General features: G+C 63.0%; 29 protein-coding genes. 24 read left to right on the top strand and 5 right to left on the bottom strand.

Annotation, left to right across the window (positions count from 1 at the left end):
* Nucleotides 1–8: 8 nt before the first annotated feature.
* The 5 genes from flhB to motA all read right to left on the bottom strand — a co-directional run bounded on the left by flhB (nt 9) and on the right by motA (nt 4470).
* Nucleotides 9–1079: a flagellar biosynthesis protein FlhB gene (gene flhB / locus DEJ54_RS00645; protein WP_113152859.1), complete on the bottom strand. Its 1071-nt coding sequence runs from the start codon at nt 1077–1079 to the stop codon at nt 9–11.
* 87 nt (nt 1080–1166) lie between these two features.
* Nucleotides 1167–2177, bottom strand: a complete 1011-nt coding sequence (locus DEJ54_RS00650; RefSeq protein ID WP_113152860.1) for a FliG C-terminal domain-containing protein — start codon at nt 2175–2177, stop codon at nt 1167–1169.
* Between the two features lie 32 nt (nt 2178–2209).
* Entirely contained in the window at nt 2210–2596 is a 387-nt protein-coding gene (gene fliN, locus DEJ54_RS00655) for a flagellar motor switch protein FliN (RefSeq protein WP_162742197.1), read from the bottom strand.
* A 25-nt stretch (nt 2597–2621) separates the two neighbouring features.
* Complete coding sequence (locus DEJ54_RS00660) at nt 2622–3560, bottom strand: FliM/FliN family flagellar motor switch protein (RefSeq protein WP_113152862.1); 939 nt, start codon at nt 3558–3560, stop codon at nt 2622–2624.
* Nucleotides 3561–3591: 31 nt separating this feature from the next.
* Nucleotides 3592–4470 carry a flagellar motor stator protein MotA gene (motA, locus tag DEJ54_RS00665; protein ID WP_113152863.1) on the bottom strand — a complete coding sequence of 293 codons (879 nt, stop codon included), beginning with the start codon at nt 4468–4470 and terminating at the stop codon, nt 3592–3594.
* Nucleotides 4471–4614: 144 nt separating this feature from the next.
* Here motA and DEJ54_RS00670 point away from each other — a divergent pair, with 144 nt between their 5' ends.
* The 24 genes from DEJ54_RS00670 to DEJ54_RS00785 all read left to right on the top strand — a co-directional run bounded on the left by DEJ54_RS00670 (nt 4615) and on the right by DEJ54_RS00785 (nt 25807).
* Nucleotides 4615–5739 (top strand): DUF1217 domain-containing protein, encoded by a 1125-nt coding sequence (locus tag DEJ54_RS00670; RefSeq protein ID WP_113152864.1) that lies wholly within the window; start codon nt 4615–4617, stop codon nt 5737–5739.
* 8 nt (nt 5740–5747) lie between these two features.
* Nucleotides 5748–6464: a flagellar basal-body rod protein FlgF gene (gene flgF / locus DEJ54_RS00675; protein WP_113152865.1), complete on the top strand. Its 717-nt coding sequence runs from the start codon at nt 5748–5750 to the stop codon at nt 6462–6464.
* 8 nt (nt 6465–6472) lie between these two features.
* On the top strand, nt 6473–7858 hold the full coding sequence (gene fliI / locus DEJ54_RS00680) for a flagellar protein export ATPase FliI (RefSeq protein WP_245447652.1): 1386 nt from the start codon (nt 6473–6475) through the stop codon (nt 7856–7858).
* Nucleotides 7855–8520, top strand: a complete 666-nt coding sequence (locus DEJ54_RS00685) for a hypothetical protein (protein ID WP_113152867.1) — start codon at nt 7855–7857, stop codon at nt 8518–8520. The genes fliI and DEJ54_RS00685 overlap by 4 nt, the downstream gene beginning before the upstream one ends.
* 67 nt (nt 8521–8587) lie before the next feature.
* Nucleotides 8588–8965 (top strand): flagellar basal body rod protein FlgB, encoded by a 378-nt coding sequence (gene flgB, locus DEJ54_RS00690; protein ID WP_113152868.1) that lies wholly within the window; start codon nt 8588–8590, stop codon nt 8963–8965.
* Between the two features lie 3 nt (nt 8966–8968).
* Nucleotides 8969–9388, top strand: coding sequence for a flagellar basal body rod protein FlgC (gene flgC / locus DEJ54_RS00695; RefSeq protein ID WP_113152869.1), 420 nt, complete (start codon nt 8969–8971; stop codon nt 9386–9388).
* Nucleotides 9385–9693: a flagellar hook-basal body complex protein FliE gene (locus tag DEJ54_RS00700; RefSeq protein ID WP_113152870.1), complete on the top strand. Its 309-nt coding sequence runs from the start codon at nt 9385–9387 to the stop codon at nt 9691–9693. The genes flgC and DEJ54_RS00700 overlap by 4 nt, the downstream gene beginning before the upstream one ends.
* A 12-nt stretch (nt 9694–9705) precedes the next feature.
* Nucleotides 9706–10494 carry a flagellar basal-body rod protein FlgG gene (flgG, locus tag DEJ54_RS00705; RefSeq protein ID WP_113152871.1) on the top strand — a complete coding sequence of 263 codons (789 nt, stop codon included), beginning with the start codon at nt 9706–9708 and terminating at the stop codon, nt 10492–10494.
* 6 nt (nt 10495–10500) lie between these two features.
* Complete coding sequence (gene flgA / locus DEJ54_RS00710; protein WP_113152872.1) at nt 10501–10968, top strand: flagellar basal body P-ring formation chaperone FlgA; 468 nt, start codon at nt 10501–10503, stop codon at nt 10966–10968.
* Nucleotides 10969–10991: 23 nt separating this feature from the next.
* Nucleotides 10992–12068, top strand: a complete 1077-nt coding sequence (locus DEJ54_RS00715; protein WP_244974854.1) for a flagellar basal body P-ring protein FlgI — start codon at nt 10992–10994, stop codon at nt 12066–12068.
* 9 nt (nt 12069–12077) lie between these two features.
* Nucleotides 12078–12590 carry a MotE family protein gene (locus DEJ54_RS00720; protein ID WP_204360836.1) on the top strand — a complete coding sequence of 171 codons (513 nt, stop codon included), beginning with the start codon at nt 12078–12080 and terminating at the stop codon, nt 12588–12590.
* The gene (flgH, locus tag DEJ54_RS00725; RefSeq protein WP_113152875.1) at nt 12587–13291 is read left to right on the top strand and encodes a flagellar basal body L-ring protein FlgH; all 705 of its coding nucleotides are present in this window, start codon (nt 12587–12589) and stop codon (nt 13289–13291) included. The genes DEJ54_RS00720 and flgH overlap by 4 nt, the downstream gene beginning before the upstream one ends.
* 24 nt (nt 13292–13315) lie before the next feature.
* Nucleotides 13316–13816 carry a flagellar basal body-associated protein FliL gene (gene fliL, locus DEJ54_RS00730; protein WP_113152876.1) on the top strand — a complete coding sequence of 167 codons (501 nt, stop codon included), beginning with the start codon at nt 13316–13318 and terminating at the stop codon, nt 13814–13816.
* Nucleotides 13813–14550, top strand: a complete 738-nt coding sequence (gene fliP / locus DEJ54_RS00735; RefSeq protein ID WP_113152877.1) for a flagellar type III secretion system pore protein FliP — start codon at nt 13813–13815, stop codon at nt 14548–14550. Before fliL ends, fliP begins: the two co-directional genes overlap by 4 nt.
* Nucleotides 14551–14788: 238 nt before the next feature.
* Nucleotides 14789–15658, top strand: coding sequence for a flagellin (locus DEJ54_RS00740; protein WP_113152878.1), 870 nt, complete (start codon nt 14789–14791; stop codon nt 15656–15658).
* A gap of 204 nt (nt 15659–15862) precedes the next feature.
* Nucleotides 15863–16732 (top strand): flagellin, encoded by an 870-nt coding sequence (locus DEJ54_RS00745; RefSeq protein ID WP_113152879.1) that lies wholly within the window; start codon nt 15863–15865, stop codon nt 16730–16732.
* A gap of 119 nt (nt 16733–16851) precedes the next feature.
* Nucleotides 16852–18492 (top strand): flagellar basal-body MS-ring/collar protein FliF, encoded by a 1641-nt coding sequence (fliF, locus tag DEJ54_RS00750; RefSeq protein WP_113152880.1) that lies wholly within the window; start codon nt 16852–16854, stop codon nt 18490–18492.
* Nucleotides 18492–19148 (top strand): hypothetical protein, encoded by a 657-nt coding sequence (locus DEJ54_RS00755; protein ID WP_113152881.1) that lies wholly within the window; start codon nt 18492–18494, stop codon nt 19146–19148. Before fliF ends, DEJ54_RS00755 begins: the two co-directional genes overlap by 1 nt.
* Nucleotides 19145–20479, top strand: coding sequence for a MotB family protein (locus tag DEJ54_RS00760; protein WP_113152882.1), 1335 nt, complete (start codon nt 19145–19147; stop codon nt 20477–20479). Before DEJ54_RS00755 ends, DEJ54_RS00760 begins: the two co-directional genes overlap by 4 nt.
* Nucleotides 20476–21819 (top strand): chemotaxis protein, encoded by a 1344-nt coding sequence (locus DEJ54_RS00765; RefSeq protein WP_113152883.1) that lies wholly within the window; start codon nt 20476–20478, stop codon nt 21817–21819. The genes DEJ54_RS00760 and DEJ54_RS00765 overlap by 4 nt, the downstream gene beginning before the upstream one ends.
* A complete protein-coding gene (locus DEJ54_RS00770) occupies nt 21816–23111 on the top strand; it encodes a flagellar hook-length control protein FliK (protein ID WP_113152884.1) in 1296 nt (431 codons plus the stop codon). Before DEJ54_RS00765 ends, DEJ54_RS00770 begins: the two co-directional genes overlap by 4 nt.
* Nucleotides 23083–23637: a transglycosylase SLT domain-containing protein gene (locus DEJ54_RS00775; protein WP_113152885.1), complete on the top strand. Its 555-nt coding sequence runs from the start codon at nt 23083–23085 to the stop codon at nt 23635–23637. The genes DEJ54_RS00770 and DEJ54_RS00775 overlap by 29 nt, the downstream gene beginning before the upstream one ends.
* Before the next feature lie 139 nt (nt 23638–23776).
* Nucleotides 23777–24451, top strand: coding sequence for a response regulator transcription factor (locus DEJ54_RS00780; protein WP_113152886.1), 675 nt, complete (start codon nt 23777–23779; stop codon nt 24449–24451).
* Between the two features lie 99 nt (nt 24452–24550).
* Complete coding sequence (locus DEJ54_RS00785) at nt 24551–25807, top strand: flagellar hook protein FlgE (protein WP_113152887.1); 1257 nt, start codon at nt 24551–24553, stop codon at nt 25805–25807.
* Nucleotides 25808–25823: the final 16 nt, after the last annotated feature.

Consider the following 25823-nt stretch of genomic DNA (forward strand, 5'->3'; position numbering starts at 1 on the left):
CCTGCTGACTACGGTTTATCGCCAGTTCGATAGATGCGGCGGATCAGCTCCGCGACAGCCTTGTAGAACTGTGATGGAATCAAACTATCAACCGAAACTTGTTTGTACATGGATCGGGCGAGCAGTGGCTCTTCGAAGACGGGGATGTTATGATTCGTCGCTATCTCCCTGATTTTCAGAGCAATGAGATCCTGTCCCTTCGCAACCACGACGGGCGCTGCGTCCTCGTCACGGCGATATCGAAGGGCAATTGCAAAGTGCGTCGGGTTGGCGATCACAAGCGTGGCCTGCGGCACGGCCGACATCATGCGCTGGCGGGCGCGGTCGCGGGCGAGTGAGCGCAGCCGTGCCTTGACGATCGGATCGCCCTCCACCTGCTTGTGCTCATCCTTCACTTCCTGCTTGGTCATGCGCAGGTCGACACGCCACTGATGGCGGGACCAGAACAGATCGGCCACCGCGATCACCGCCACCACGAGCGTGACAACCACGAGGCTTTCCACAGCAATGTCGCGAATGACCGTGCTGAACTCGACCGGATTGGTGATCATCCCGGCAAGCAGACGGGTCTCCGCCTCACGCATCGCAAATATCAGGAACCCACCCGCCACCACGATCTTGCCAAGGGATTTGGCGAATTCGACCATGCCCTTGACGCCGAAGATGCGGCTCCAGCCTTCCTTGAGCGAGATGCGCGAGACCTTCGGCTTGATGCGGTCGAGCACGAAACGGGGCGTGTTTTGCAACACCGAAGCTGAAATGCCGGCGGCCACCAGAAGCAGCATCACGACGCCGACCACCTTGGCGATCTCGAAGAACACCAGCTGATAGATCGCCATCGCATCCGAGCGGGTTTCGAGCGCCCAGCCATCGGCCCGTTCAAGGAAGGTCGACAGGAAGCTGCTAAGCCGCACCGCGCTGTCCTGAGCGAAGAAGATCGTGAAAGTGAGTATCGCCAGAAAAGATGCAAAAACAGGCACCTCCTTCGAGAAAGGCAATTGTCCCTTCTCGACGGAGTCACGGATTTTCTTCTCCGTGGCCTCTTCTGTTTTGCTTTCCTTGTCAGCGCCTTCCGCCATCAGACCCTTCGCTCAAACGCATTCAGACCAGACCGGCCGCCCGGAACGCCTTGTCAGGCGCGACCCGGACAGGCCTTGCGAAAAGCGTCAGGCGGCGGCCTGCTGCTGCATTCCGGGCAGTTCGAAACTGCCCTGCTGCGACAGCTGAACCGCCATCGCGGAAATGCGCTTGCGGGCCTGATGGATCTCCGTCTCCGGCACATCCTCGGAACCGACACTGAGTTCCGCCTCGATCATGCGCCGCGTGCGCTGGCCAAGAGCGGAAAGAACCGCCTCCACCGCATCGGGCGAAGCATTGCGCAGCGCGGTCGTGACAAGATCGCTCGAAAGACCGTCGAACAGGGCGACGCGCGCCTTCTGGTCGAGAAGAACGATCTCCTCGAAGCTGAAGAGCTGCGAACGGATGGCTTTCACATCGCTCGTGCCGCTGCGCTCCAGCTCGTGGATGACCTCGTCGGCCTGTTCCTTGTCGAGTTCGTTGAGCAGCGAAGCCACGCGCGCCAGACCCACGGTGGAATCCTTGCCGGCGCGCATGTCGCGCAGCAGATCGGCCATGCGGTTCTCGATCAGCTTCTTGGCCGCAGCCGGCATGTCGCCGGTGGCCGCCATGCGCGCCACAACGGCGGTGCGCAGCGCCTTTTCCAGGCTCACCAGAACCTTGGCCGCAATCGCCGGCGAAATACCGCTCAGAATGGCGGCGATCACCTGCGGATGCTCGCTCGAAACCAGCTCGATCAGCTCTTCGGATTTCAGCTTTTCCAGCTCGGCCCAGATTTCCTCGGCCTCGCCGGCCTTCGGGTCGTTGCGTCCCATGAGGAGGTTCATCTCCTCCTCGGAAAGCGTCTCGGTCAGAATGGTGTCAATGCTGTCGGCAGAATCCAGCAGGCCGGCGCCTTCGGTAAACTCGGCCTCGAATTCGCCGACCACCTTTTCCAGCTCCGCCTGCGGAATGGTCCGCAAAAGGCGTGCGCCTTCCATCAGCGCCTTGAGCTCATCCTGCTTGAAGAATTTGAGCAGGCGGCCCGCTGCGGGCTTGCCCATCGCCACCAGAATGGTGGCCGCTTTCTGCGCCTGTGTCAGAGCCAGAGCTTCCGTCATGACCAATCCGACCTTTCTCTTCGCAATCCAGTTTACTGGGCAGAAGCCCTGCCGGCAATTTCCGTAAGCTTCACGCCAAAGCGCGAAGGATCATCCTCGACCAGCGTGATCTCGCCGCGCGCGATGCGCCGGCCGTTCACCACGATCTCCACCGGCTCGCCGACACGACGGTTCAGCGAAACCGTCGATCCCTTCTTGAGCGCCATCAGCTGGGAAACAGGCATTTCCGCACTGCCCAGAACGATCTGCACCTCGACCGGAATGCTCATCACCAGTTCGGGATTGCTCGCAAAAGACCCGGCTTCGCCGCCGGTGCCCGACGTTTCCTCGTGGAGAACGTCCTTCAGCTCCTCAATGGCCTTGTTGAGCTCTTCCTCGCCGTTTTCCTGCGGCTCAGGCTCGGCATTGGTCATAGTCATTCTCCTTCACCGCGTTCCCGGCACATCATTGCGCCAGAAGACCTTCGACGACGTCCTTGCGGGCATCGAAGGGTTGTTTGATCCGCACCGTGTAGTGATGTCCGGCCTTGCCGAAATCACAGGTGAACACCGTCTTGTCGCGCACCGCCAGCCGCGCCTCGGGCTGCGCGCCGTCACCGAACTCAATGACCTGGCCTTCGTGCAGCGAGGCAAGCTCGCCGAGCGCCATGCGCATCAGCGGGATGGTCGCGCGAATGCGCACATTGGAGCGCATCACTTCATCGCTGAAACGATTATGCCAGTCGGCCGCCTTCGCATTCTGCTGGCGCTGGTCGCTGCCTTCCAGCTCCCGCGCTTCCAGAAGCAGGCGCTGCGGCATCCAGGCCGTAAGAACGCCGCCGCTTTCCTCACCGCCGATAGCGAAGCGCATCCGCACGCCCGGCCCGTCGCGAACGACGAAACGGCGGAAATCCGCTCCCGATTGAACGGTCGGCAGCAAAAGGCGCAAGCCAAGCGAGCGAGCGCCTTTGCCATTGAGGGCCTTGGCGAAAATATCAAATGTCAGCGCCGCCACATCGCGTTCTATCGCCGATGGCGGGCGCTGCAGCGGAATAGCCGGCAGTTCCGGATTGCCGCCAAACATCGTCCCCACGAGAATGGAGATGGCCGTCGGGTCAAGACGCATGGTCAGCGCATCGCCCGAAACTTCGCCGGCGATGACCGCGAGCGCGTCGCAGCAATCTTCCTTCGGCTTCAATTCCGCCAGTCGAACGATCTCCACATCGATCAGCTCAACCTTCACCGCTGCGGGGAGTTTTTCTTCCAGAGCGTCCATCACGCGCGTCAGGGCGCGGGTCGCACAGGAGCGCGCTGCTTCCGACACGCGGCGCGGATCGCCGGTGGCTCCCACCAGACGCTCCACGACGAGCGCACGCATCAGTTCTGGATCTTCGGTCAGCGCCATGGTCGGTTGTTGCTCCGTTGACGATCGCGCATCACGCGGCCTGCTTGTCACCGGCCCCGCCGGTATTCATCGTGCTCTGCTCCACCGCATCGATGGTCGGCCGGTCATGGGCCGAAATGGTCTTGCGGCCGAACTCCAGCGCCACCTGCGGCAGCGAGCCGTTCATGTAGGCAAGCAGGGTCTGCTTCACGATCACGTAAAGCCGGTTCTTCTTCTCACGCACGATCTTGATCTTGGTGGCGATCGGACCGACCACCGCATAGGACATAAAAATGCCGAGGAAGGTGCCGACGAGCGCCGCACCAACCAGGCCACCCAGAATTTCAGGCGACTCGTTGATGGCGCCCATGGCCTTGATGACGCCCAGCACCGCCGCAACGATGCCCAGCGCCGGCAGGCCCTCGGCCACCGCAACGAGCGCATTGTAGGATTTCAGCTTGTCGCGGCGGATGGTCTGAATTTCCTCATCCATCAGCGCCTCGATCTCGAACGGACGGGCATTGCCGATGATGATGATGCGGCAGTAATCGCAGATGAAGCTGGTCAGATCCTTGTTCGCCAGCACCGTCGGGTAGGACTGGAAGATCGCCGATTCCTCGGGATTGTCGATATGCGCTTCCACTTCGCTGCGCGACTTGGTGCGCAGTTCCCGCATCAGGCTGTGAAGAACGCCCAGCGTCTCCAGATAGTCCTTTTCCTTGGGAACCGAGCCCTTCAGGGCTTCGACACAGGCTTTGCCGGCGTCCTTGACCGTCGACATCGGATTGGCGACCAGAAACGTTCCGAAAGCCGCGCCGCAGATGATCACGACTTCCCAGGGCTGGAGAAGCACGTCCACATGGCCGCCCATCGCCATGTAGCCGCCAATCACGCAGCCGAGCGTTACCACGAGTCCGACAAGAATACCCATCTATACCGCCATCTTTTATAGGCCTTTTCTCCTGTGTACCCGCCGTGGCTTGCGTGAGGCTTGAATCCCGGAACGGCGTGCGGAAAGCCTCGCGCAAGATACGCAGACTAATTTGGCGCAACCGAAGATGGCGGAGGGTGCGCCTTGATCAACACGTTCACGAGCTACAACCTGATCAACCGCGACTTGTCGCGCTCGCTCGAGCGCGTCCAGTCCCAGCCAATGGTGCAGCGCGAGACGGAATATTATCAGCAGAACATCGGCCGGGTGACCTCCATCGAGGAATTCGTCAATGATGACCGCCTGTTCCGCTACGCCATGAAGGCGCACGGTCTGGAAGACATGGCCTATGCCAAGGCTTTCATGGTGAAGGTGCTTGAAGAAGGCATCAGCGACCCGGAAAGCTTCGCCAACAAGCTGACCGACAAGCGCTATATCGAGTTCGCCCGCACCTATAATTTTGCCGCCGGCGGCCCCGACACCACGAATTACAACCCGGCCCAGAAGGGCACCGTCGACAAATATCTCACGCGCGCCATCAAGAATGGCGTGCCGCCAAACGACCCGACGCTGATCGCCAGCCTCAACAACTATCTGGCGAAGATCCCCGACATCAAATCGGTCGACGATCTGATGGGCGATCAGGAGATGCTGACCTTCGCGCTCATGGCGCACGGTTTCGATGTCGAGGAAGTGATCGACCTCCGCTTCCTGCGCTCGGTGCTCGAAGGCGGGATCGACGATCCGCAAAGCCCGGCCAACCAGACCGAAGACAAACGCTACAGGGCGCTGGCCGAAGCGTTCAACTTCGCCCGCTATGGCGAGGACGCGACGACCTACAACATCGCCAACAACCTGGCCGTCGAGCGCTATATGCGCCAGACGCTCGAAGAGGATGCCGGCAAGGAAAACGAGGGCGTGCGGCTTGCGCTCTATTTCCAGCGCAAGGCCCCCGAATTCCGCTCCTACTACGAATTGCTGGCCGACAAGGCCATCGCGCAGGTGGTGCGCACCGCGCTCGGCTTTCCCCCTGCGCTGGCGCAGGCCGACATCGACAAGCAGGTCGAGATGATCAAGGAGCGCGTCGAGATCGCGGACTTCAAGGATCCCGAGAAGCTTGAGGATTTCCTGAAGCGCTTCACCACCATGTGGGAGCTGGAAAACCCCTCCGGCTCGCAGCAGACCTCCATCGCCGCGCTGTTCAGCCAGCCGGCGGAGTTCGGCATTTCCACCGACATGCTTTTCACCATTGCGCAGTTAAAGAGGTAGCAGACCAGATGCAGACCGGACTTTACGTCGCTCTTTCTTCTCAGGTCGCACTGGAAAAGCGCCTTGGAACACTGGCCGACAATGTGGCCAATGCCGGCACGGTGGGCTTTCGCGGCACATCGGTGAACTTCCGGGATCTGGTGAGCGGCGACGGGCCGGATTCCGTCTCTTTCGCCGCACCCGGCTCCCCCAACATCGATACCCATCAGGGGGGCCTGCGCGAAACCAAGAACCCGTTCGATTTCGCCGTACAGGGCGAAGCCTGGTTTGGGCTCGAAACACCGGCGGGAACCGTGGTCACGCGCGATGGCCGCTTCACCATGCGCGAGACGGGCGAACTGGTCAGCCTCGACGGGCACCCGGTGCTTGATGCCGGCGGCGCGCCGCTGCTACTCGATCCGCTGGCAGGTCCGCCGGAAGCCAGCGCCGATGGCACGCTGCGCCAGAATGGCCAGCTTGTCGGCGCGATCGGCCTTTATGAATTCGTCCCCTCACAGAACTACGCCCGCTTCGGCAATTCCGGCTTCGTTGCCGATGACGCACAGCCCGTTGTCGATCAGCCCGGCGTCGGCGTGGCGCAGGGCTTTGTGGAAGAAGCCAACGTCAATCCCGTGCAGCAGATGATGAACCTCATCGAAGTGCAGCGCACCTTCGAGCACGTGTCGGCGCTCATGAGCGATAGCGACACCGCGCTCAAGGACGCCATCAAGCTTCTGGGTGGGTGAGCATCACCGTGACAGAACTGCCCTCCTCCGCAACGCCGCCGCGGGAAACCGTGCTGACCGCCCTGGAAGAAGCCTATCGGCGGATTGCAGGCGATGCGCGTTTTCTCGTCAGCCATGGCGGCCGGGTGAGCGAGGTCTCCCCCAGCCATTACAGCGTGCGCGGCCTTTCGGAAACGGCAAGGCTTGGCGATCTCGTGTCGCGTCGCGGCCGCAATGGCGGCGCTGCCGGTGCGGGCGAAGTCGTGCGGATTGCCCGCGACGGCGTGGTGGTTGCGCCTTATGAACGGGCCGGTGAAGTCGGGCTCGGCGAAGCGGTCTTCAATCGCGGCCCCCTCAGCCTCGCCCCCGGCCCCTCATGGCGTGGCCGCGTGGTGGATGCGCTCGGACGCCCCGCAGATGGCGGCCCTGCGCCCGCCGGCGGACCGGTCACCACGGGCCAGGCCCCCGTCACACCGCCCGCCATGCAGCGCCAGCGGGTTTCGGAAGGTTTCCGCACGGGCGTGCGCGTGATCGACATTTTCACACCGCTCTGCCACGGGCAGCGGCTCGGTGTCTTCGCCGGTTCCGGCGTCGGCAAATCGACGCTCCTTTCCATGCTGGCGAATGCCGACGCATTCGACACGGTGGTGATCGCGCTCGTTGGCGAGCGTGGCCGCGAAGTGCGCGAGTTCCTCGAAGACACGATTGGCCCGCAGGGCATGGCGAAATCCGTGGCAGTGGTCGCCACCAGCGACGAAAGCGCCATGATGCGCCGCCGTGCGCCGGACACGGCCATGAGCATCGCCGAATATTTCCGCGACCGTGGCGACCGGGTTCTGCTCATCGTGGATTCCATCACGCGCTTTGCCCACGCCCTGCGTGAGGTCTCCATCGGAGCCGGCGAACCGCCGGTCGCGCGCGGCTACCCGGCCTCGGTCTTCACCGAACTCCCCCGCCTTCTGGAACGCGCCGGCCCCGGCGAGACGGGAAGCGGCTCCATCACGGCCATCCTGTCGGTGCTGGTCGATGGCGACGATCACAATGACCCGGTGGCCGATGCGGTGCGCGGCATTCTCGACGGTCACGTGGTGCTCGACCGCGCGATTGCCGAACAGGGGCGCTTTCCACCCGTCAATCCGCTGGCCTCGATCTCGCGTCTTGCGGACCGGGCCTGGACCCCGGACGAAAAGCGCCTCGTCACACGGCTGCGCGCCATGATCGCCCGCTTCGAGGACACACGCGACATCCGCCTGCTCGGCGCTTATCAGCCCGGTCATGACCCCGAGCTCGATCAGGCCGTGCGGCAGATCCCGCTCATCTACGACGCCCTCACGCAGTCGCCGAACGATCAACGCTCCGCCGATCCCTTCACGGATCTGGCGATGAAACTGAAAGCCGGGGAGCCGGTACAATGACAATCAGACTGGCAAGTCTCGAACTTCCGGACGGGCGGCGAACGGAGCCCAACCCGACCGCAGCAGACCCCATGCCCGAGCCCCCGCAAGCGGCAAAGGCAGCGCCACGGCGCAGGTCCGGTTTCCTGCCCCGGCGCATACCAAAGCCCGGCATGCTGCACACGCCGAGCAGCAGCCGCAGCGACTGGATGATCATGCTGGGCGGGATCGGCCTCGCCGCCGTCTGCGCCATGTTCCCCTGGTACATCTTCTTCAACCAGGAACAGTTCGGCGTGCGCCCGATGACCTTTGCCGGACGTCCCACGCCGGAAGGCCCATCGCGCGACGCCCTGCCCGCACTCATTGGCGCGCGTCTGCCCACCAACATGATCCCGCTGCCGCAGGTGGATTACACCGCCACCGGCACCGTGGACCGTGGACCGGCGGCGGTGCTCGAGGATCAGCCCTTCCCCGGAGACGAGCCTGGCTTTCGCCTGGTTCACGTGGTCGGCGGCCGCGCCATGATCGAAGACGAAGATGGATACTGGATGCTCCAGCGCGGTTCGCGTCTGCCCGATGGCAGCCGCATCTCCCGTATCCAGTGGAAGAATGGCCACTGGGAAGTGATCACCTCACGCGAACTCGTCATCACTCTTTCCGCCGACGCCGGCAACGGCACGTAAGGCCCGCACAAGACTGGCTGCCTAAAGTGCCGGAAGACATGTTCGCATAGACCGAGAGACTTGCCAGATGCAGCCCGTCAATCTGTTCGACCTCGCCACACAGCAGGCCAAATGGCTGTCCGTGCGTCAGACGACGGTGGCCAGCAACGTCGCCAACATCAACACGGCCGGCTACAAGGCGCTGGAAGTGGAGCCGTTCGAAAACGTTCTGAACGGCACGCGGGTGGCGCTCCGGAACACCAATCCGAACCATCTGCAGTTTGGCGCAACGAATGCCTCCTTCTCCGTGACCAGCAAGGATGACCCGGCAGTCCTGCCATCGGAAAACACGGTGAACATGGAAGACGAGCTGTCCAATGCCGGCGAGGTGCGCCGCTCGTTCGAGCTCAACACCGCCATCGTCAAGGCGTTTCACCGCATGCTCATGACCACGTCGAGGGGGTAAATCTTGGATCCGCTTTCCGCTTCCCTGAAAGTCGCCGCATCCGGCCTGCAAGCGCAGTCCGAACGCATGCAGGTGGTTTCGGAAAACCTGGCGAACGCCAAGTCCACCAGTGACGTCCCCGGGGGCGATCCCTATCGCCGCAAGACGATCAGCTTCGTCGCGGAACTCGACCGCAATATCGGCGGCAGCGTCGTCGAGGTCGGCTCGGTCGCCCGCGACCCGTCCGATTTCACGTTGCAGTTCGACCCCGGCCATGAGGCGGCGGACGAGCGCGGCTACGTGAAGATGCCGAATGTGAACGTGCTGATCGAAATGGCCGACATGCGCGAGGCCAATCGCGGTTACGAAGCGAACCTGCAGGTCATCAAGCAGGCGCGCGAACTCATTTCCATGACCATTGATTTGATGCGGAGCCAGTCATGATCCCTCCAGTCGGCAGCATTGCCCCTTCGACCCTGACCGAGACCACGGGCCTTCAGCCCACCCGCCAGATGCCCGTATCCGAAACCGGCGAGGCTTTCTCCGCCATGCTCGGTGAGGCAGCGGCCAGCACGGTTGCCAAGCTCAACCATGCCGAAGGCGTTTCGCTCAAGGCGCTGCAGGGCGAGGCCGACACCCGCGAAGTGGTGGATGCCGTGATGAGCGCCGAACAGGCGCTGCAGGCCTCCATCGCCGTGCGCGACAAGCTCGTCACCGCCTATCTCGACATCAGCCGCATGGCCATCTGAGGAGCCTGATCCATGAAAGCCCTTTCGATCGCCGCAACCGGCATGAGCGCCCAGCAGCTCAACCTCGAAGTCATCGCGAACAACATCGCCAACATCAACACGACGGGCTTCAAGCGCGCCCGCGCCGAGTTCTCGGATCTGCTTTACCAGACCGAGCGCATGCAGGGCGTGCCGAGCCGCGCCAATCAGGCCATCGTGCCGGAAGGCGCGAATGTCGGTCTTGGCGTGAAGGCCGCAGCCGTGCGCAACCTCCACATTCAGGGCCCGATGAACAACACGGGCAACAAGCTCGACGTGGCGCTGGTCGGCAAGGGCTGGTTCGAGATCGAAGGCACCGATGGCGAGCCGCTCTACACACGCGCCGGCTCCTTCAACACCAATGCCACGGGCCAGCTCGTGACCACGCAGGGCTACAACGTCAATCCGGCCATCATCGTGCCGGAGGACGCCATCGAGATCGTGATCAACAAGACCGGCCAGGTCTTCGCCCGTCTCGACGGACAGGCCGACCTTCAGGATCTCGGCCAGCTCACGCTCGCCAATTTCGCCAATGAAGCGGGTCTCGACCCGATCGGCGACAATCTCTTCCGCGAGACGCCGGCATCCGGCGAGGCCATTCAGGGCGTGCCGGGCGATCCGGGCTTCGCCGTCATCGAACAGGGTTATCTCGAAGGCTCCAACGTGGACCCGGTGAAGGAAATCACCGAACTGATCTCCGCGCAGCGCGCCTATGAGATGAACTCCAAGGTCATCCGCGCGGCCGATGAAATGGCCGCAACCGTCACCCAGTCGATCCGGTAGGTTCGCATGATACGGCACAACCCCATCCCCGCGCTTTTCCTCGCACTGGCAAGTCTCTTCGCCACGGGCCTTTCGGCTGTGGCGCAGGAGCAGGCGGTTGTGTCCACCCGCGTCATCTATCCCGGCGAGACGATCTCCGTCGATGCGCTCAACGAGGTGATGCTGCGCCGCCCGCCGCGCGGCAACACCGCCGTTGCCCGCATGCTGGAAGACATTGACGGCAAGGTCGCCCGGCGCACCCTGCTGCCGGGCCGGCTCATTCCCATCAGCTATGTCCGTGAGGCCTATCTGGTGGAAACGGGCAGCCCCGTCACCGTCACCTTCAATGAAGGCGCGCTCTCCATCTCGCTGCGCGCCGTGCCGCTTGAGCACGGTGCAGCCGGCGACATGATCCGCCTGCGCAATATCGAAAGCGGCCGCACCTTCACCGGTGTGGTCCTCGCTGACGGAACCGTCGAGGTCGGCGCCATATGATTTCCCGTCTCCTTTTCGCAGTGATGATGAGCGTCACGCTGGCCCTCCCGGCCGGCGCGGCTTCGCGCATCAAGGACATCGCCGTCTTGCAGGCCGCGCGCGACAACCAGCTTGTCGGCTACGGTCTGGTGATCGGCCTTCAGGGCAGCGGCGACAGCCTGCGCAACTCGCCCTTCACCGAACAGTCCATGCGCGCCATGCTCGAAAATCTCGGCATCGCGTCCGAAGGCGTGCGCTCGCGCGCCAAGAACGTCGCCGCCGTCATCATCACGGCAAACCTGCCGCCCTTCGTTCAGTCGGGCGCACGCATCGACGTCAACGTCTCTTCGCTGGGCGACGCCACATCGCTTGCCGGCGGCACGCTGGTCATGACGCCGCTGCGCGCTGCCGATGGCGAGATCTACGCCGTGGCGCAGGGCTCCGTCATCGTTTCCGGCTTCAATGCGCAGGGCCAGGCCGAAACGCTGACCCAGGGCGTGCCCACATCCGGACGCGTGCCCAGCGGCGCAATCATCGAGCGCAAGGTCGAGGCCTCCATGTCCGACAGCGCAACGCTGGTGCTTCAACTGCGCAATGCCGATTTCTCGACCGCCGTGCGTGTTGCCGACGCCATCAACTCCTACACCGGCCCGCGTTTCGGCGCGCAACTCGCCAAGGAAGAAGACGCGCGCACCATCCGCATTCGCCGGCCCAAGGGCGTTTCCTACGCCCGTTTCTACGCCGAGATCGAAAACCTGATGGTCGAATCCGACGGACCGGCCCGCGTCGTGGTGGATGAGCGCAGCGGCACCGTGGTCATCGGCAATGATGTGCGCATCTCCCGCGTCGCCATCAGCCATGGCGCGCTCACCGTGCGCATCACAGAAACGCCGCGCGTGGTTCAGCCCGAACCCTTCTCGCGCGGCCAGACGGCTGTCGAGCCGTTCACCGAAATCGAAGCCACCCAGCCCGACGCCAGAGTTGCGGTGCTGGACGGCCCCAACCTGCAAACCCTCGTTTCCGGCCTCAACCGGCTGGGCGTGAAGCCCGATGGCATCATCGCCATCCTTCAGGGCATCAAGTCCGCTGGCGCGTTGCAGGCCGAACTCGTGCTGCAATAGGTGCGCCGCATGTCTCGCAGGAACCCATTGAAGAAATTCGCAACGGGCGCTTTCGCCGGCGTTCTCCTTGCCGCGCAGCTTGCGCCGCTGCACGCGCTGGCAGCAGAAAATCCCGCCACCATGAAGCCCGCCGAAGTGGAACGCTTCTGCGCCAACATCGCCGATGCGGCGCGCGACCGCCGTTACGCCCTTCAGGCCATGGAGCTGGAAAAGCTCAAGGGCGAAGTGGACGAACGCATCGAGGCTCTTGAGCAGAAGCGGGCCGACTACGAAGGCTGGCTCCAGCGCCGCAACATCTTTCTGGCGCAGGCCGAGGCAGGCATTGTCGAGATCTATTCGTCCATGCGGCCCGACGCCGCCGCAGAACGACTGGCGGAAGTGCGCGTCGAACTCGCCGCCGCCATCCTGATGAAGCTCGAGCCACGCACGGCCGGCATCATCCTCAATGAAATGAACAGCAAGTCCGCAGCGACGCTGACGACCATCATCGCCAGCGCCGCGCGGCCGGAGGACCCGTCATGACGTTCCGGCCCCTACTCATTCTGCCGCTGGCGCTGGTCGCCGGCTGCTCGCAGTCGATGAAGGAAATCGGCAAGGAACCGGCCATGACCCAGGTCGGCGCGACCATCGACCCGGAAGTCATGGCCGCCTACAATTATCCAAAACGCCCGGCCCCGGCCCTCACGCGCTATTCGCTGTGGGACGACAAGCAGAGCCGGCTCTTCACCGATGCCCGCGCGCTCAATGTGGGCGACATCCTGACGGTCGAAATCTCGATCAACGACAAGGCGCGTTTCAAGAATGAGTCGGAGCGCTCCCGCGACGCCTCGCGCAGCCTTGGCCTGTCCGGCTCCTATTCAGTGGGCGGTGCCGGTTCTTCGGCAGCAGCCGAAGGGCAGATCGGTTCGGGCACCTCCACGACCGGCGGCGGCCAGACGGAGCGTTCGGAAAACATCCGCCTGCTCGTTGCAGCCGTCGTCACGCAGGTTCTGTCCAACGGCAATCTGCGCATCCGGGGCACGCAGGAAGTGCGCGTCAATGCGGAACTGCGCATTCTCACCATCGAGGGCATCGTGCGGCCGAGCGACATCAACCCGCAGAACATGATCTCTTACGAACGCATCGCCGAAGCGCGCATCTCCTATGGCGGGCGCGGACGGATCAGCGAGGTTCAGCAGCCGCCCTACGGCCAGCAGTTCCTCGATCAGGTGCTTCCCTTCTAACCCGCCGCTGGAGCCTCAACACGCATGGCGCTGCTCGAACAACAACCACCGGAAAGCAAGGGACCATCCCTCGTCGTCCAGCTGGCCATCCTGCTGGTCATGTCGGCGCTTGCCGGTGGCGCTGCCTGGTTCGCCGGCAGCTATCTGGAAAGCAGGACCGCCGTCGAGGAAAGCGGCACGGCGGAGAGTGAAGACGCAGCGCACGGCAATGCCGGCAGTGAACAGGCTGCCGTTCCCGGTCCCGTTGGCGTCTACACGATCGAGCCGATCACCACCAATCTCGCCGAGCCCAGCGAAATCTGGGTGCGTGCGGAAATGGCGCTGGTCTTCGAGGGCGAACCCGACCCGGTTATTGCCGAGGCCGTCCATCAGGATCTCTTTGCCTATTTGCGCACGATCAAGCTGCGCCAGGTGGAAACGGCCAGCGGCTTCCAGCATCTGCGCTCCGATCTGGAAGAACGCGCCAGAGTTCGCAGCGACGGCGCCGTCAAGCAGATCCTATTCAGGGCGCTGTTGTTCGAATGAAACGTTTATTCCTGACCCTTGCCGCCGTGCTTGCGCCCTCCGCAGCGGCGGCGCAGTCCATCGATCTTGGCGCGCTGACCGGCGCGGACGGATCGACCATCGGCACGATCATCCAGCTTTTCGGCCTGTTGACGGTTCTCTCTGTCGCGCCCGGCATCCTGATCATGGTCACGAGCTTCACCCGCTTTGTGATTGCCTTCTCGATCCTGCGCGCCGGCATGGGCCTGCCGACCACACCGGCCAACCTGATCCTGATCAGCCTTTCGCTGTTCATGACCTTCTATGTGATGGCCCCCACATTCGACCGGGCCTGGGCGGACGGCATCCGGCCGTTGATGAACAACGAGATCAGCGAACAGGACGCGGTGCAGCGCATCACGGAGCCGTTCCGTGGCTTCATGGTCAACAATGTGCGCGAAAAGGATTTCGCCCTCTTTGCCGATCTCGCCGCAGAACGCGGCAATGTCGACATCGACGTAACGGTCGAAAGCGCCGATCTGCGCGTGCTGGTGCCCGCCTTCATGATCTCTGAAATCCGGCGCGGTTTCGAGATCGGCTTCCTGATCGTGCTGCCATTCCTGGTGATCGATCTGATCGTTGCTACCATAACCATGTCGATGGGCATGATGATGCTGCCACCAACCGTCGTCTCGCTGCCGTTCAAGATACTTTTCTTCGTCCTGATAGACGGGTGGAACTTGCTCGTGGGCAGTCTCGTCCGGTCATTTGTTTAGGGCTTTGATCCAGCAGTGCGGGGCGGCGTGATCCGCACTGCCTGAAGAGCCGACAAAAATTTTCCAGACTCTTCCAAATTAACTTTCCCGGTTATCCTTTTGGTAGGAAATCGCCGCCATAAATGCTCGTGCATGGCGGACAGATCCTGCAACGGGATCAAGGGCATGATGCCACTCCGTCAAACCGGTCAGCCCGGTATGTCCCTCGTTTATTTTGTATTTCAGGGGCGTTTATCCCATGTCTAGTCTTATGACCAATGCGTCGGCAATGACCGCGCTGCAGACCCTCAACACCATCTCCAAGAACATGGCTACCACCCAGTCCCGCATTTCGACGGGCCTGCGCGTTGGTGAAGCTGCCGACAACGCAGCTTACTGGTCGATCGCGACTTCGATGAAGTCCGACAACAAGGCCCTGTCCAGCGTTCAGGATGCTCTGGGTCTCGGTGCCGGTAAAGTCGACACGGCTTACACGGGTATCAACGAAGTCATCGACACCGTCGACAAGATCAAGCAGAAGCTTGTCACGGCACGCGGCGCTTCGCAGGAAGACCAGCAGAAGATCCAGGGCGAAATCAATTCGCTTCAGGAGCACATCACGTCGGTCGTCGGCAACTCCAACTATGCCGGCTCCAACATCATCCAGGACAACGCCGATGTTAACATCGTCGCTTCCTACAACCGCACCGGCACGACCGTCTCCATCGACGAAGTCACGCTGACGGGCGCAGAAGTTCTGGTGCTCGACACGGCCGGCACCGCCGGTACTGCAGCAAGCGTTGTTGCCACCGCTCTGTTCGACGCTTCCGGCGGCCAGGTTGCCGACACGGCAGTCGACACGGCTCTTGGAACCGTCGAGACGGCTCTTGCCGCCCTCGCCGACCAGGCAGCAGAGCTCGGCGCCGCCAAGTCGCGCGTCGATCTGCAGAAAGACTTCGTTGGCAAGCTCTCCGACGCCATCGAGCGCGGTGTTGGCCAGCTGGTCGATGCAGACATGAACGAAGAGTCGGCCCGTCTGTCGGCCCTGCAGGTTCAGCAGCAGCTGGGCATTCAGGCGCTGTCGATCGCCAACTCCAACTCGCAGAACATCCTGTCGCTGTTCCGCTAATGGATTGATCCCGGTGCTCACGCACCGGCATCTTTCGCAAGACCCGCGGGCCGTTCGCAAGAACGGCCCGTTTCTTGTTGGCCTGTTCCATAACAGTTAACCTGCGTTAACAGCCTGTTAACCATGTGTGCCTACCTATTGTTAACCATACCCGGCGTCATCGCATGGCGCTGATCGGGGGCGGCTGAACAAAGGGGTGATCACGTGGCCAGCATCATGACCAACACATCTGCAATGGTTGCATTGCAGAGCCTGAAAATGACCAACAAGTCCATGGACGTGGTTCAGGGCCGCATTTCCACCGGTTATCGCGTCGCCGAGGCAAGCGACAATGCCGCCTACTGGTCGATTGCAACGACCATGCGCTCCGACAACAAGGCGTTATCCGCCGTGCAGGATGCACTCGGTCTGGGCGCGGGCAAGGTCGACACCTCCTACACCGCCATGAACAACGTGCTGGAAGCCGTCGACGCCATCAAGTCGAAGCTGGTCACCGCACGCGGCGCAAGCGCCGAGAACCAGGGCAAGATCCAGGCTGAAATCAGCATCCTGCTTGACCACATCAAGAGCGCCGCCACGGGCGCAAGCTATGCCGGCACCAACATTCTGGCGACCGACGACACCGGCGACATGGAAGTGGTTTCCGCCTACAACCGCTCCTCCGCAGGCGCTGTCACCGTTGGCACCATCAAGATCGACATCGGCAGCGTCAAGCTGTTCGCTGCCGGCGGTCTGCCCGGCGGTCTGGCTGACGACATCATGGTGATCGATATCGTCGCCAACGGCACGGACGCCGACATTGACGGTTACCTGACCGATATCGAAACCGCCCTGTCGGGAATGTCCAATGCCGCAGCCGATCTCGGCGCGGCGAAGACCCGTCTCGACCTGCAGAAAGACTTCGTCTCCAACCTGATGGATTCCATCGAGCGCGGTGTCGGACAGCTTGTCGATGCCGACATGAACGAGGAATCCACGCGCCTGCAGGCCCTTCAGGTTCAGCAGCAGCTCGGCATTCAGGCCCTGTCGATCGCCAACCAGAACGCCCAGAGCATTCTCGCGCTGTTCAAGTAAGACACCGCACCGCACATCCCGGTATTCTTTCCAATGGGGCCGCGAAACGGCCCCATTTCATTTTCGCACAAGCTTCGGCGTCTACTCTCCCATCAGAATTCGTATGGGAGCATTGGGCGTTGCCTGAGCAGATTCAGACCGTTGTCGCTAACCTGAAAAGCCTCGGCCCCCGCCGGCTCGCCCTTCTGGGCGGCATGCTGGCGCTGGTCATGGCCGTCGTTGTCGCAGGCGCGGCCTATCTCAACAAACCCGCCTACGAAACGCTCTATGTCGGGCTCGACCGGTCCGACGTGAACCAGATCGGTCTGGTGCTTGGCGAAGCCGGTATCGGCTTCGACGTGGTGTCGGACGGCACCGCTGTTCTGGTTCCCGCCGGCAAGACCGCGCAGGCGCGCATGCTCCTCGCCGAAAAAGGCCTGCCCAGCAGCACCAATGCCGGTTACGAACTTTTTGACAATGTCGGCTCGCTTGGCCTGACCACCTTCATGCAGCAGGTCACGCGAGTGCGCGCGCTGGAGGGAGAAATCGCCCGCACCATCCAGTCACTGACCGGCATCAAGGCCGCCCGCGTCCACATCGTCATGCAGGAGCGCGGCACGTTCCGCACCGAAGAACGCCAGCCCTCCGCATCCGTCGTCATCCGCGCTTCCAGCCTCGACGCCACCAACGCGGCATCCTCGATCCGCTATCTGGTGGCCGCCGCCGTGCCGGGGCTCGACGCGGAAAAGGTAACCATTCTCGATTCCACCGGCACGCTGCTCGCTTCCGGCGACGATCTGTCAAACAGCACCGCACAGCGCTCCATCGGCGTTGAACGCACCGTGGAAAACCAGATCGAACAGAACATCCGCCGCGCGCTCTCCCCCTATCTCGGACCGGACAATTTCCGCGCCAGCGTGAAGGCCGACGTCAACACGGACGCGCGCCAGATCGAAGAAGTCATCTTCGATCCCGATTCCCGCGTCGAGCGCTCGGTTCAGGTGGTGCGCTCCAGCGACAGCGCCAACCGCGAAACAGCGATCCAGCCCACCTCCGTCGCCCAGAACCTGCCCGAAGACGAGGCCGCCGCAAGTGCCGGACCGAAATCGTCCGAGGAGAGCGAGCGCCGCGAGGAAACCACCAATTACGAGCTGAACACCAAGCGCATCGCCACCACCAGCAACGGCTACAGCGTCGACAAGATGTCCATCGCCGTCGTGGTCAATCAGGCGCGCATCATGGACATTCTCGGGCCGAACGCGACCCCTGACCAGATCAATGCGCGCATCGCCGACATCCAGAAAGTCGTCGCTTCGGCGACCGGCTTCAATGAAACGCGCGGCGACGTGATCAACGTTTCCTCCGTCGAGTTCATCGATGGTCTGGATGGCGTACCGGTCGCCGAACCCGGCATCATCGACGCCGTCGGCCAGCACACCGGCACACTCATCAATGCAGCCGCCTTCATTCTGGTCGCCTTCCTCGTCACCTGGTTCGGCCTGAAGCCGCTCGGCGCAAACCTGATGCGCCCGGCAATCGCACAGGGGCCTGCCGATGAAGAGATGCAGCGTTCGCTGCCCAACCCGGAAGAAGAGCAGGCCCGCCTCACCGATGGCGGCTACTCGGAGACCGAGTTCGAGGAAGACGACACATATGGCACGCATCGCCTGAAAATCCGTCCCGCACCGCAGGAGCGTCTGGCCCGCATGGTCGACCTCAATGAGGAGCGCACCGCGCACATTCTGCGCAAGTGGGCACGCGTTGAGGCGGAGGCGAGCTGATGCCCCCCGCCCTCTCGCTGTTCGACGTTCTGCCGGATTTCGGCGCGCCAACGCCGCCGCCTCCTCCCGGCGACCATGCAGCGGATCACGGTTTCAACCCGCTCTCCCAACCGGACGAGCAGCCGGCCGCAGCGACAGATCCCGTCCGCCCGCTCCAGACCCAGACGGACGAACTCATTGCGGCCGCACAGATTGCACTGGCGGAGCGTCTTTCGCGTGAACATGCCGAGGCCATGGAGCAGGAGCGCCAGCGCCATGCCGACGAGCTGGACGCACTGCGCGCCCAGCTTGGCGAGGCTGCCGGCCAGACCATCACCCAGCACTTCACCGTTCTGGAAAATCAGGTGGTCGAGCTCGCCACGCAGGCAACCGCGCGCATGCTTGGTTCGGTTCTCACCGAGGATCTGCAAAAACGCTCCATCGCCGAGCTGGAGCGCGTCGTGCGCAGCGCCATCGATGATCGTGAAGCGCTGCGCATTCGCGTCAGCGGCTCGCCGGCGCTCTGGGAGGCGCTGAAAGCCGGGCTCGGCGAAAAGGCCAGCCACGTGGATTTCGCCGAAGCGCCGGGCTTCGACATAAGCGTCACAATCGATGAAGAGCTGTTTGAAACGCGGCTCACCGAGTGGTCGGAAACACTGGCAGGATTGATCTCATGAGTTTGGCCGAGAACGAGGATCGGGCATCCGAGATCATCATCGTTCGCCGTGGCGGCGGCGGCGAGGACGAGGGCCATCATGGCGGTGCATGGAAGATCGCTTTTGCGGATTTCATGACCGCCATGATGTGCTTCTTCCTGGTCATGTGGCTCATCAACGCTACGGATGACGACACCAAGACCGCGCTTGCCAGCTATTTCAATCCCGTCAAGCTGATCGACCAGAGCACCAACAGCAAGGGTCTGGAAAGTCTGGACGGCGATCCGGCTGATCCCGCACCGGAGGATGTCGAGGTCGATGCGCCCGGCGCACCCTCGCAGGATCACGACCAGACCTCCGGCCCGATGAGCTTTGAAAGCGCCGTCGGCACCTCCGACACGCGCGAACTCTCCGACGAAAACCTTTTCTCCGATCCCTATGCCGTTCTGGCCGAGATCGCGTCGAACACCGACACCATGCAGAACGTGTCGACCAAGGGCGAAGGCGGCGCGCAGAATGCAGGCCCGTCATCGGGCGCGTCGGGTGGTGAATCCTACCGCGACCCGTTTGCGCCCGATTTCTGGTCGCAGCAGGTTGCCCGTCCCGGCATCGGCGTTCAGGGCGATCCCGACGATGTGCGCGAGAATGCGGCCGGCAGCGATGTCGATCTGCCCACGAATGGCAAGAATGCGCCTCCAACCGTCGCCCGCGAAGCGCCGAAGGAGGGCGACGGCAACGCCATCGCCCTGACGCCCGTTCCAGACGTCCAGCCCCTCAAGCCGGAAGAAATGGCAGAGGCCGAACCGGTCGAGGCCGTGCCGCCCGTCGCACCACAGGCAGACGCGACCGCCGAGGCTGAAACCGCTGCACCCGGAGAAACGCCGGGCGAGCGCGGCCAGAAGCTCGCCGACCAGATCCGCGAGCAGCTTGCACAGCAGTTTGCCGGCAGCCCTCTGGAAGGCTCTATCTCGGTCGTCGCCACCGATGAAGGCGTGCTTGTCTCCATCACCGACGATCTGGAAAACGGCATGTTCCCGGTCGGCTCCGCCGTGCCGCAGCGCGATCTTGTGCTCGCCATGGACAAGATCGGCCAGACCCTCTCCGATCAGTCGGGCAATGTCAGCGTGCGCGGCCATACGGATGGGCGTCCCTTCCGCAGCGAAACCTATGACAACTGGCGTCTTTCCAGCGCCCGCGCGCAGGCAGCCTATTACATGCTGGTTCGCGGCGGTCTCGACGAGCAGCGCATCGAACAGGTCGCCGGCTTTGCCGACCGCAAGCTGAAAGTGCCCGAAGACCCCTATGCGGCCGCCAATCGCCGCATCGAAATCCTGCTGGAAGTGCCGCAATGAGAGTGATTGCGAAACTGGCCGCTGTCCTGGTGGCGGGCATGTTTCTCGACAACAGCGCCCAGGCAGCGTCCATGCAGCCCTATCAGATGGTGCGCTCGCTCCAGCGCGTGCAGGACCGCATCGCCGATGGCGATCACGCTGCACTTCCCATGCAGCAGAAGCTTCTGGGCATCATCGACGGCCGCATGAGAAATGCCACGCCGGAGGATTTCGAAGACGAGCGAAACCTCCAGGCGCTGCTCATCTACGGCCTGAGCGGCGGCAATCCGAAAACGCTCGAACTGCTTTTCTCCAGGCTCACGCTTGAGGGCAAGAAGGCCGAACTCGGTCAGGCCATCGTGCATTACGCCCTTGGCGACTACGCATCGGCCCGCGCCACATTGCAGACGCTCGATCCGAAAACGCTGCCGCCGGAAGTCGGCCCCTCGGTCGCGCTTGTCAGCGCAACGGTCACGGCGCGGGACAATACCCTGTTCGCCGTGAAGATGCTCGATCAGGCGAGGCTGTTAAGCCCCGGCACGCTCATCGAGGAGGCAGCCCTGCGCCGCAGCATTCCGCTGGCCGCAGCACTTAACGATACCGAACGCCTCTCGCGCGCATCCGAGCAATATGTCCGGCGCTATCTGCGCTCGCCCTATGCGACCCAGTTCGTCGACACGTTCGTGGCCGCCGTGGTGGAGCTGCACGACACGGTGGACCCGACCATGGTCGATGAAGTCACCGCACAGATGTCCGACGAGCAGGCGCGCATCGTCTATCTGCGCCTCGCCCGCAAGAGCGCCATCGAGGGCTACGACCGGCTTCTCTCCTTCGCCGCCATGAAGGCCATGTCCTATAGCCAGACGACTGAAGGTGAGAGCGATCCGCGCGCCGTTCTCTATGCCAACATGGCGTCGGTCACCTCCGACAATGTCGACGAGGTGCTCGACGCTCTGAACGGTCTGGACGCAGAACGCCTCTCGGCCCCCGACCGTGAATTGCTGGACGCAGCCAAAACCATCGCCAAGGCGGTTCTCGATGAGCCCCGCCACACCTCGGCCGTGTCCGAAGAGCCGGCACCCACGCCAGCACCTGCCGCCGTGCCCGTCGTCACACCTGCCGCGGCGCCCGTCGCCGTACAACCGGAGCCGCAGAACGACCCGCTTCTGCCGGACATCATTCCCGACGCCGATCTCATCCCGGACCTCGTGGAGACGCAGCCGGAGAGCGCGCCGCAGGAGCCTGTGGAGGCCGCATTCCCGGGCGACCCGATCAACGAAGCCGCCGACGCCTACATGCTGGAAATGCGCAGCAAGCTCGATGACATCGACGCGCTGCTTGAGAAGGAAACCGGTCAATGAACGCTGCCATCAGTCGCGGACTGCCCGCTGCCGCACAGGCACTCGATTCAGCACCGAACAAGCGCGCCAACGGCGCTGCTGACGAAGCCGGGTTCGAAGAAGCCCTGCAGGAAAGCGCGGCCAAGAAAACCAAATCCGCGCCCGGTGAGGAAACGCCGGGCGAAGACAGCGCATGGCGTCCCATCCGCTGGACCCTGCCCCACCAGATGGACACGCAGGAAACCGAGACTGCAGAGGGCGACGCCAGTGCGGCCGACCCTGCCCTTACTGACCCTGCCCTTCCGGCCAATCCGGCTCAGGCGACCGAAACGCCTGCCGCGCCGCCGACAGCCGCCACACCAGCCAAAGCAGACCATGCCGCCATCCCGGCGAATGCCGATGCAGAAACCACCGGGGAGCAGGCGAACACCGCCGGCAAAAGCGGAACGACCCCGGCACAGCCCGAACTGCCCGCAAATGCCGCAGCAGCAGCACAGACGGCAGGCGCTTCGCAGGCAGCCGCCGCACAGCCCGCGCCACAGGCAGGCGACCGTGCGCGCGAACGCTCCGCTCCTGCATCCGCGTTAAACCAGCCCGCGCGCGCCCTGCCGGAAGCGGCCAGCGCAACCGCAAAGGCCCATGCAGCACTTGGCGAAAAGGCCGTTTCCCGGACGCCGGAAGAACAGCCGGTCCAGACCGGCAGAGGCGAAAACCAGACGCGCGGCGGCGGCGAGACGCTGTTGCGCGATGGCCCGCAGCAACAGCAGCAGCCCCAGCCCGAAATCCGCGTTGTCTCGATCCAGCGCGCGCCTGCACCGGCAGCGAGCAGCGAACAGGCTGCAGCCACCCAGCGCGCCGCAGCCGGTGAAGCCGCACATCTGCAAACCACGCAGCAGGGTGAAGCCGGCCGCATGGTCCAGACCCTGAAGATCCAGCTTCAGCCGGCAGAGCTTGGCCTTGTCACGGCGCGCCTGCGCATTGTCGCCGATCAGCTGACCGTCGACCTGCAGGTGGAGAACGCGGAAGCCCGCCATCGCCTCAGCACCGACAGCGAGAGCATCGTCAAGGCGCTGCGCTCGCTCGGCTATGACATCGACCGCGTGACCGTGCAGCAATCCGCACCCGGAGGCCAGAGCAACACCGCCACCGGCGGCAACGCGCGCGATGGCAGTTTCCAGTCCATGAACGGTCAGAACGATGGCGACCTTTCGCGCGGAGGCAATGGCGAACGCTCCTCACGCGAGCAATCGGGCCGTGACGGACGACAGACGCAGGATGGCGGCGATGCGGCGAATAACGGCCTTTATATTTAGCCTCGCAGCTCTCACCGCAGGCGCTCAGGCCGCGACCAATGCCTGCGAAAGCGAAATCCTGCGCGCCGCCGAACGCTACCATGTTCCGCCTGGCATTCTTTACGCCGTCGGCCTCACCGAGACCGGCGTGAAGGGCAGCCTCCAGCCCCACGCACTCAACATCGAAGGCAAGGCCGTGTTCGCCCGTAGCACCAGTGAGGCGATCCGCACCTTCGAGAAGGCGCGCAGGGAAGGCAGAAAGCTGATCGATCTGGGCTGCATGCAGATCAACCACCACTACCATGGCGATCAATTCAGGAATCTGAACGCCATGCTCGACCCTCGCCAGAATGTCGATTACGCAGCCCGTTTCCTTGTCCAGCTGAAGAAGCGTCACGGTTCCTGGTCAATGGCGGTGGCCCGCTATCATGCCGGGCCGAATAACGATCCGGCACAGAAACGCTATGTCTGCCGCGTCATCACAAACATGGTCGCGACCGGCTTCGGAGCGTGGACGCCAGAGGCACGCAGTTTCTGCAACCCATAATTGAATCTACTGGACAGCAATTCCGGAAGCCGGACCGCTCTCCGGACTCCCCATTATTGACTCCTGAGAATTCATAGTTGTGCGCGATTCGCCCGACCAGTTACCACTTGACACATTAGTTGATTCGGAGGGCGGGCCGGTGATTGTGGTGATAGACGAGCGTGAGCTGGTGACGGAAGGTTACCACTCACTTTTCAATCGAGAAGGGGTGGCGAGCGCGGGTTTCGCGCCGCAGGAATTCGGCGAATGGGTCGAAACCGTTGCAGATGATGAGTTGAAGGCCGTCAGCGCTTTTCTTCTCGGTCAGTGCGACGAAGGCGACATCCGCGCCCAGCGCATCCGCGAACGTTCGGCAGCACCGCTGATCGCGCTCAGCGAGCGCAATTCGCTTGATGACACGCTGCGCATGTTTGAATGGGGCGTCGATGATGTCGTGCGCAAGCCCGTTCACATCCGCGAAATCCTGGCGCGCATCACGGCCATTCGCCGCCGCGCCCAGCAGGATACGGCAACCTTCACCGAAATCGGCGCCATGCGCATCTATTTCGACGGGCGCGACCCGGAAGTGTCCGGCGAGCCCCTTCCCCTGCCGCGCCGTGAGCGCCGCATTCTGGAATATCTGGCCGGCAACCCGACACGCCGCGTGACCAAGACCCAGATCTTCAACGCCATCTACGGCATTTTCGACGAAGATGTCGAAGAGAACGTCGTGGAAAGCCACATCAGCAAGCTGCGCAAGAAACTGCGCCAGAAGCTCGGCTTCGATCCCATCGATTCCAAGCGGTACCTCGGTTACAGGCTGGCGGACGGATAATCCGCCAGTTTTCTTCCTCAAAACGCGCCACCACCAGTTTCACGCAAGTCACATCCCCTACCGTGATTGCAATCGGCGTAGACTACGAGGAGACTTCCGATGGGCCTTTACGGCATGATGCGTACCGGCGTTTCCGGCATGGCGGCACAATCCAACCGGTTGTCCACCGTTGCCGACAACATCGCCAATTCCAGCACCAATGGGTACAAGCGCGCGAAGGCTGAATTCTCCTCGCTCGTCCTGCCATCGTCCGGCGGGTCCTACAATTCGGGCGGCGTCACCACGTCGATCCGCTATGAGATTTCCAAGTCCGGTCCGCTTCAGTACACGACGTCGGGCACCGACCTCGCCATTGAGGGCGGCGGCTTCTTCGTCGTTCAGGGCACCAACGGACAGCCCTTCCTGACCCGCGCCGGCTCCTTCGTTCCAAATGCCCAGGGCGAACTGGTCAACGCCGCCGGTTACAAGCTGATGGGCTACAGCTACGCCAACGGCACGCCCGCAGTCACCGCAAACGGCTATGCCGGCCTTGAAGCAGTCACCATCGCCCAGTCGGAACTCGTCGCAACGCCCTCGCGCAACGGCAAGCTCGCAGCCAACCTGCCGGCAAGCTCGACTGCGGTTGCAGCAGCCGATCTCCCCTCCGCCAACGCCGCGACGGCGCAGTACACCCACAAGAGCTCGCTGGTCGCCTATGACAATCTCGGCGGCAAGCAGCTGCTCGACGTCTACATGACCAAGACCGGCCCCGACACCTGGGAGATGACGGTCTACGACCGGGCGGATGCAGCACCCAACACGTCGTTCCCCTATGCCAATCCGCCGCTTGCAACGACAACGCTCACCTTCGATCCGACAAACGGCAAGCTGGCCGGCGGCAGCCCGACAGACATTTCGCTGACGGTGCCCGGCGGCGATGCGCTGACCATCGACCTGTCCGACATGACCCAGCTCGACACCGGTTTCTCGGTGACCGGCGAAGTCGACGGCAGCGCGCCCTACGCCATCGACAGCGTGGAGATCGCCGAGGACGGCACCATCTTCGCCCAGTATGCGGACGGCTCCATGCGCGCCCTCTACCGCATCCCGCTCGCCAATGTGCAGAGCCCCGACCAGCTCAACGTGATCACCGGCAACGTGTTCTCCGAAAGCGCGGATTCGGGCGGCGTACAGCTCGGCTTCTCCGGCTCGGGCAATCTCGGCAAGGTTGTCTCCGGCGCGGTCGAAAGCTCCAATGTCGACATCGCCCAGGAGCTTACCGACATGATCGAGGCGCAGCGCAACTACACCGCCAACTCCAAGTCGTTCCAGACCGGCTCGGAGCTGATGGAACTGCTGGTCAACCTGAAGCGATAAGCGTCGATTTCTGGAA

This window comes from Nitratireductor sp. OM-1 (assembly GCF_003296175.1).
Lineage (GTDB): Bacteria > Pseudomonadota > Alphaproteobacteria > Rhizobiales > Rhizobiaceae > Nitratireductor > Nitratireductor aquimarinus.

Excerpts from the sequence above, each read along its gene's own strand:
- DEJ54_RS00755 (WP_113152881.1), top strand. The coding sequence starts at position 18,492 with ATGCCCCCCGCCCTCTCGCTGTTCGACGTTCTGCCGGATTTCGGCGCG.
- DEJ54_RS00685 (WP_113152867.1), top strand. The coding sequence starts at position 7,855 with ATGACAATCAGACTGGCAAGTCTCGAACTTCCGGACGGGCGGCGAACG.
- DEJ54_RS00765 (WP_113152883.1), top strand. The coding sequence starts at position 20,476 with ATGAGAGTGATTGCGAAACTGGCCGCTGTCCTGGTGGCGGGCATGTTT.
- flgF (WP_113152865.1), top strand. The coding sequence starts at position 5,748 with ATGCAGACCGGACTTTACGTCGCTCTTTCTTCTCAGGTCGCACTGGAA.
- fliN (WP_162742197.1), bottom strand. The coding sequence starts at position 2,596 with ATGACTATGACCAATGCCGAGCCTGAGCCGCAGGAAAACGGCGAGGAA.
- DEJ54_RS00770 (WP_113152884.1), top strand. The coding sequence starts at position 21,816 with ATGAACGCTGCCATCAGTCGCGGACTGCCCGCTGCCGCACAGGCACTC.
- DEJ54_RS00660 (WP_113152862.1), bottom strand. The coding sequence starts at position 3,560 with ATGGCGCTGACCGAAGATCCAGAACTGATGCGTGCGCTCGTCGTGGAG.
- DEJ54_RS00650 (WP_113152860.1), bottom strand. The coding sequence starts at position 2,177 with ATGACGGAAGCTCTGGCTCTGACACAGGCGCAGAAAGCGGCCACCATT.
- DEJ54_RS00760 (WP_113152882.1), top strand. The coding sequence starts at position 19,145 with ATGAGTTTGGCCGAGAACGAGGATCGGGCATCCGAGATCATCATCGTT.
- DEJ54_RS00785 (WP_113152887.1), top strand. The coding sequence starts at position 24,551 with ATGGGCCTTTACGGCATGATGCGTACCGGCGTTTCCGGCATGGCGGCA.
- DEJ54_RS00775 (WP_113152885.1), top strand. The coding sequence starts at position 23,083 with ATGCGGCGAATAACGGCCTTTATATTTAGCCTCGCAGCTCTCACCGCA.
- DEJ54_RS00700 (WP_113152870.1), top strand. The coding sequence starts at position 9,385 with ATGATCCCTCCAGTCGGCAGCATTGCCCCTTCGACCCTGACCGAGACC.
- flgH (WP_113152875.1), top strand. The coding sequence starts at position 12,587 with ATGACGTTCCGGCCCCTACTCATTCTGCCGCTGGCGCTGGTCGCCGGC.
- DEJ54_RS00720 (WP_204360836.1), top strand. The coding sequence starts at position 12,078 with ATGTCTCGCAGGAACCCATTGAAGAAATTCGCAACGGGCGCTTTCGCC.
- DEJ54_RS00715 (WP_244974854.1), top strand. The coding sequence starts at position 10,992 with ATGATGAGCGTCACGCTGGCCCTCCCGGCCGGCGCGGCTTCGCGCATC.
- DEJ54_RS00740 (WP_113152878.1), top strand. The coding sequence starts at position 14,789 with ATGTCTAGTCTTATGACCAATGCGTCGGCAATGACCGCGCTGCAGACC.
- flgA (WP_113152872.1), top strand. The coding sequence starts at position 10,501 with ATGATACGGCACAACCCCATCCCCGCGCTTTTCCTCGCACTGGCAAGT.
- flhB (WP_113152859.1), bottom strand. The coding sequence starts at position 1,079 with ATGGCGGAAGGCGCTGACAAGGAAAGCAAAACAGAAGAGGCCACGGAG.
- flgG (WP_113152871.1), top strand. The coding sequence starts at position 9,706 with ATGAAAGCCCTTTCGATCGCCGCAACCGGCATGAGCGCCCAGCAGCTC.
- fliP (WP_113152877.1), top strand. The coding sequence starts at position 13,813 with ATGAAACGTTTATTCCTGACCCTTGCCGCCGTGCTTGCGCCCTCCGCA.
- flgB (WP_113152868.1), top strand. The coding sequence starts at position 8,588 with ATGCAGCCCGTCAATCTGTTCGACCTCGCCACACAGCAGGCCAAATGG.
- fliL (WP_113152876.1), top strand. The coding sequence starts at position 13,316 with ATGGCGCTGCTCGAACAACAACCACCGGAAAGCAAGGGACCATCCCTC.
- motA (WP_113152863.1), bottom strand. The coding sequence starts at position 4,470 with ATGGGTATTCTTGTCGGACTCGTGGTAACGCTCGGCTGCGTGATTGGC.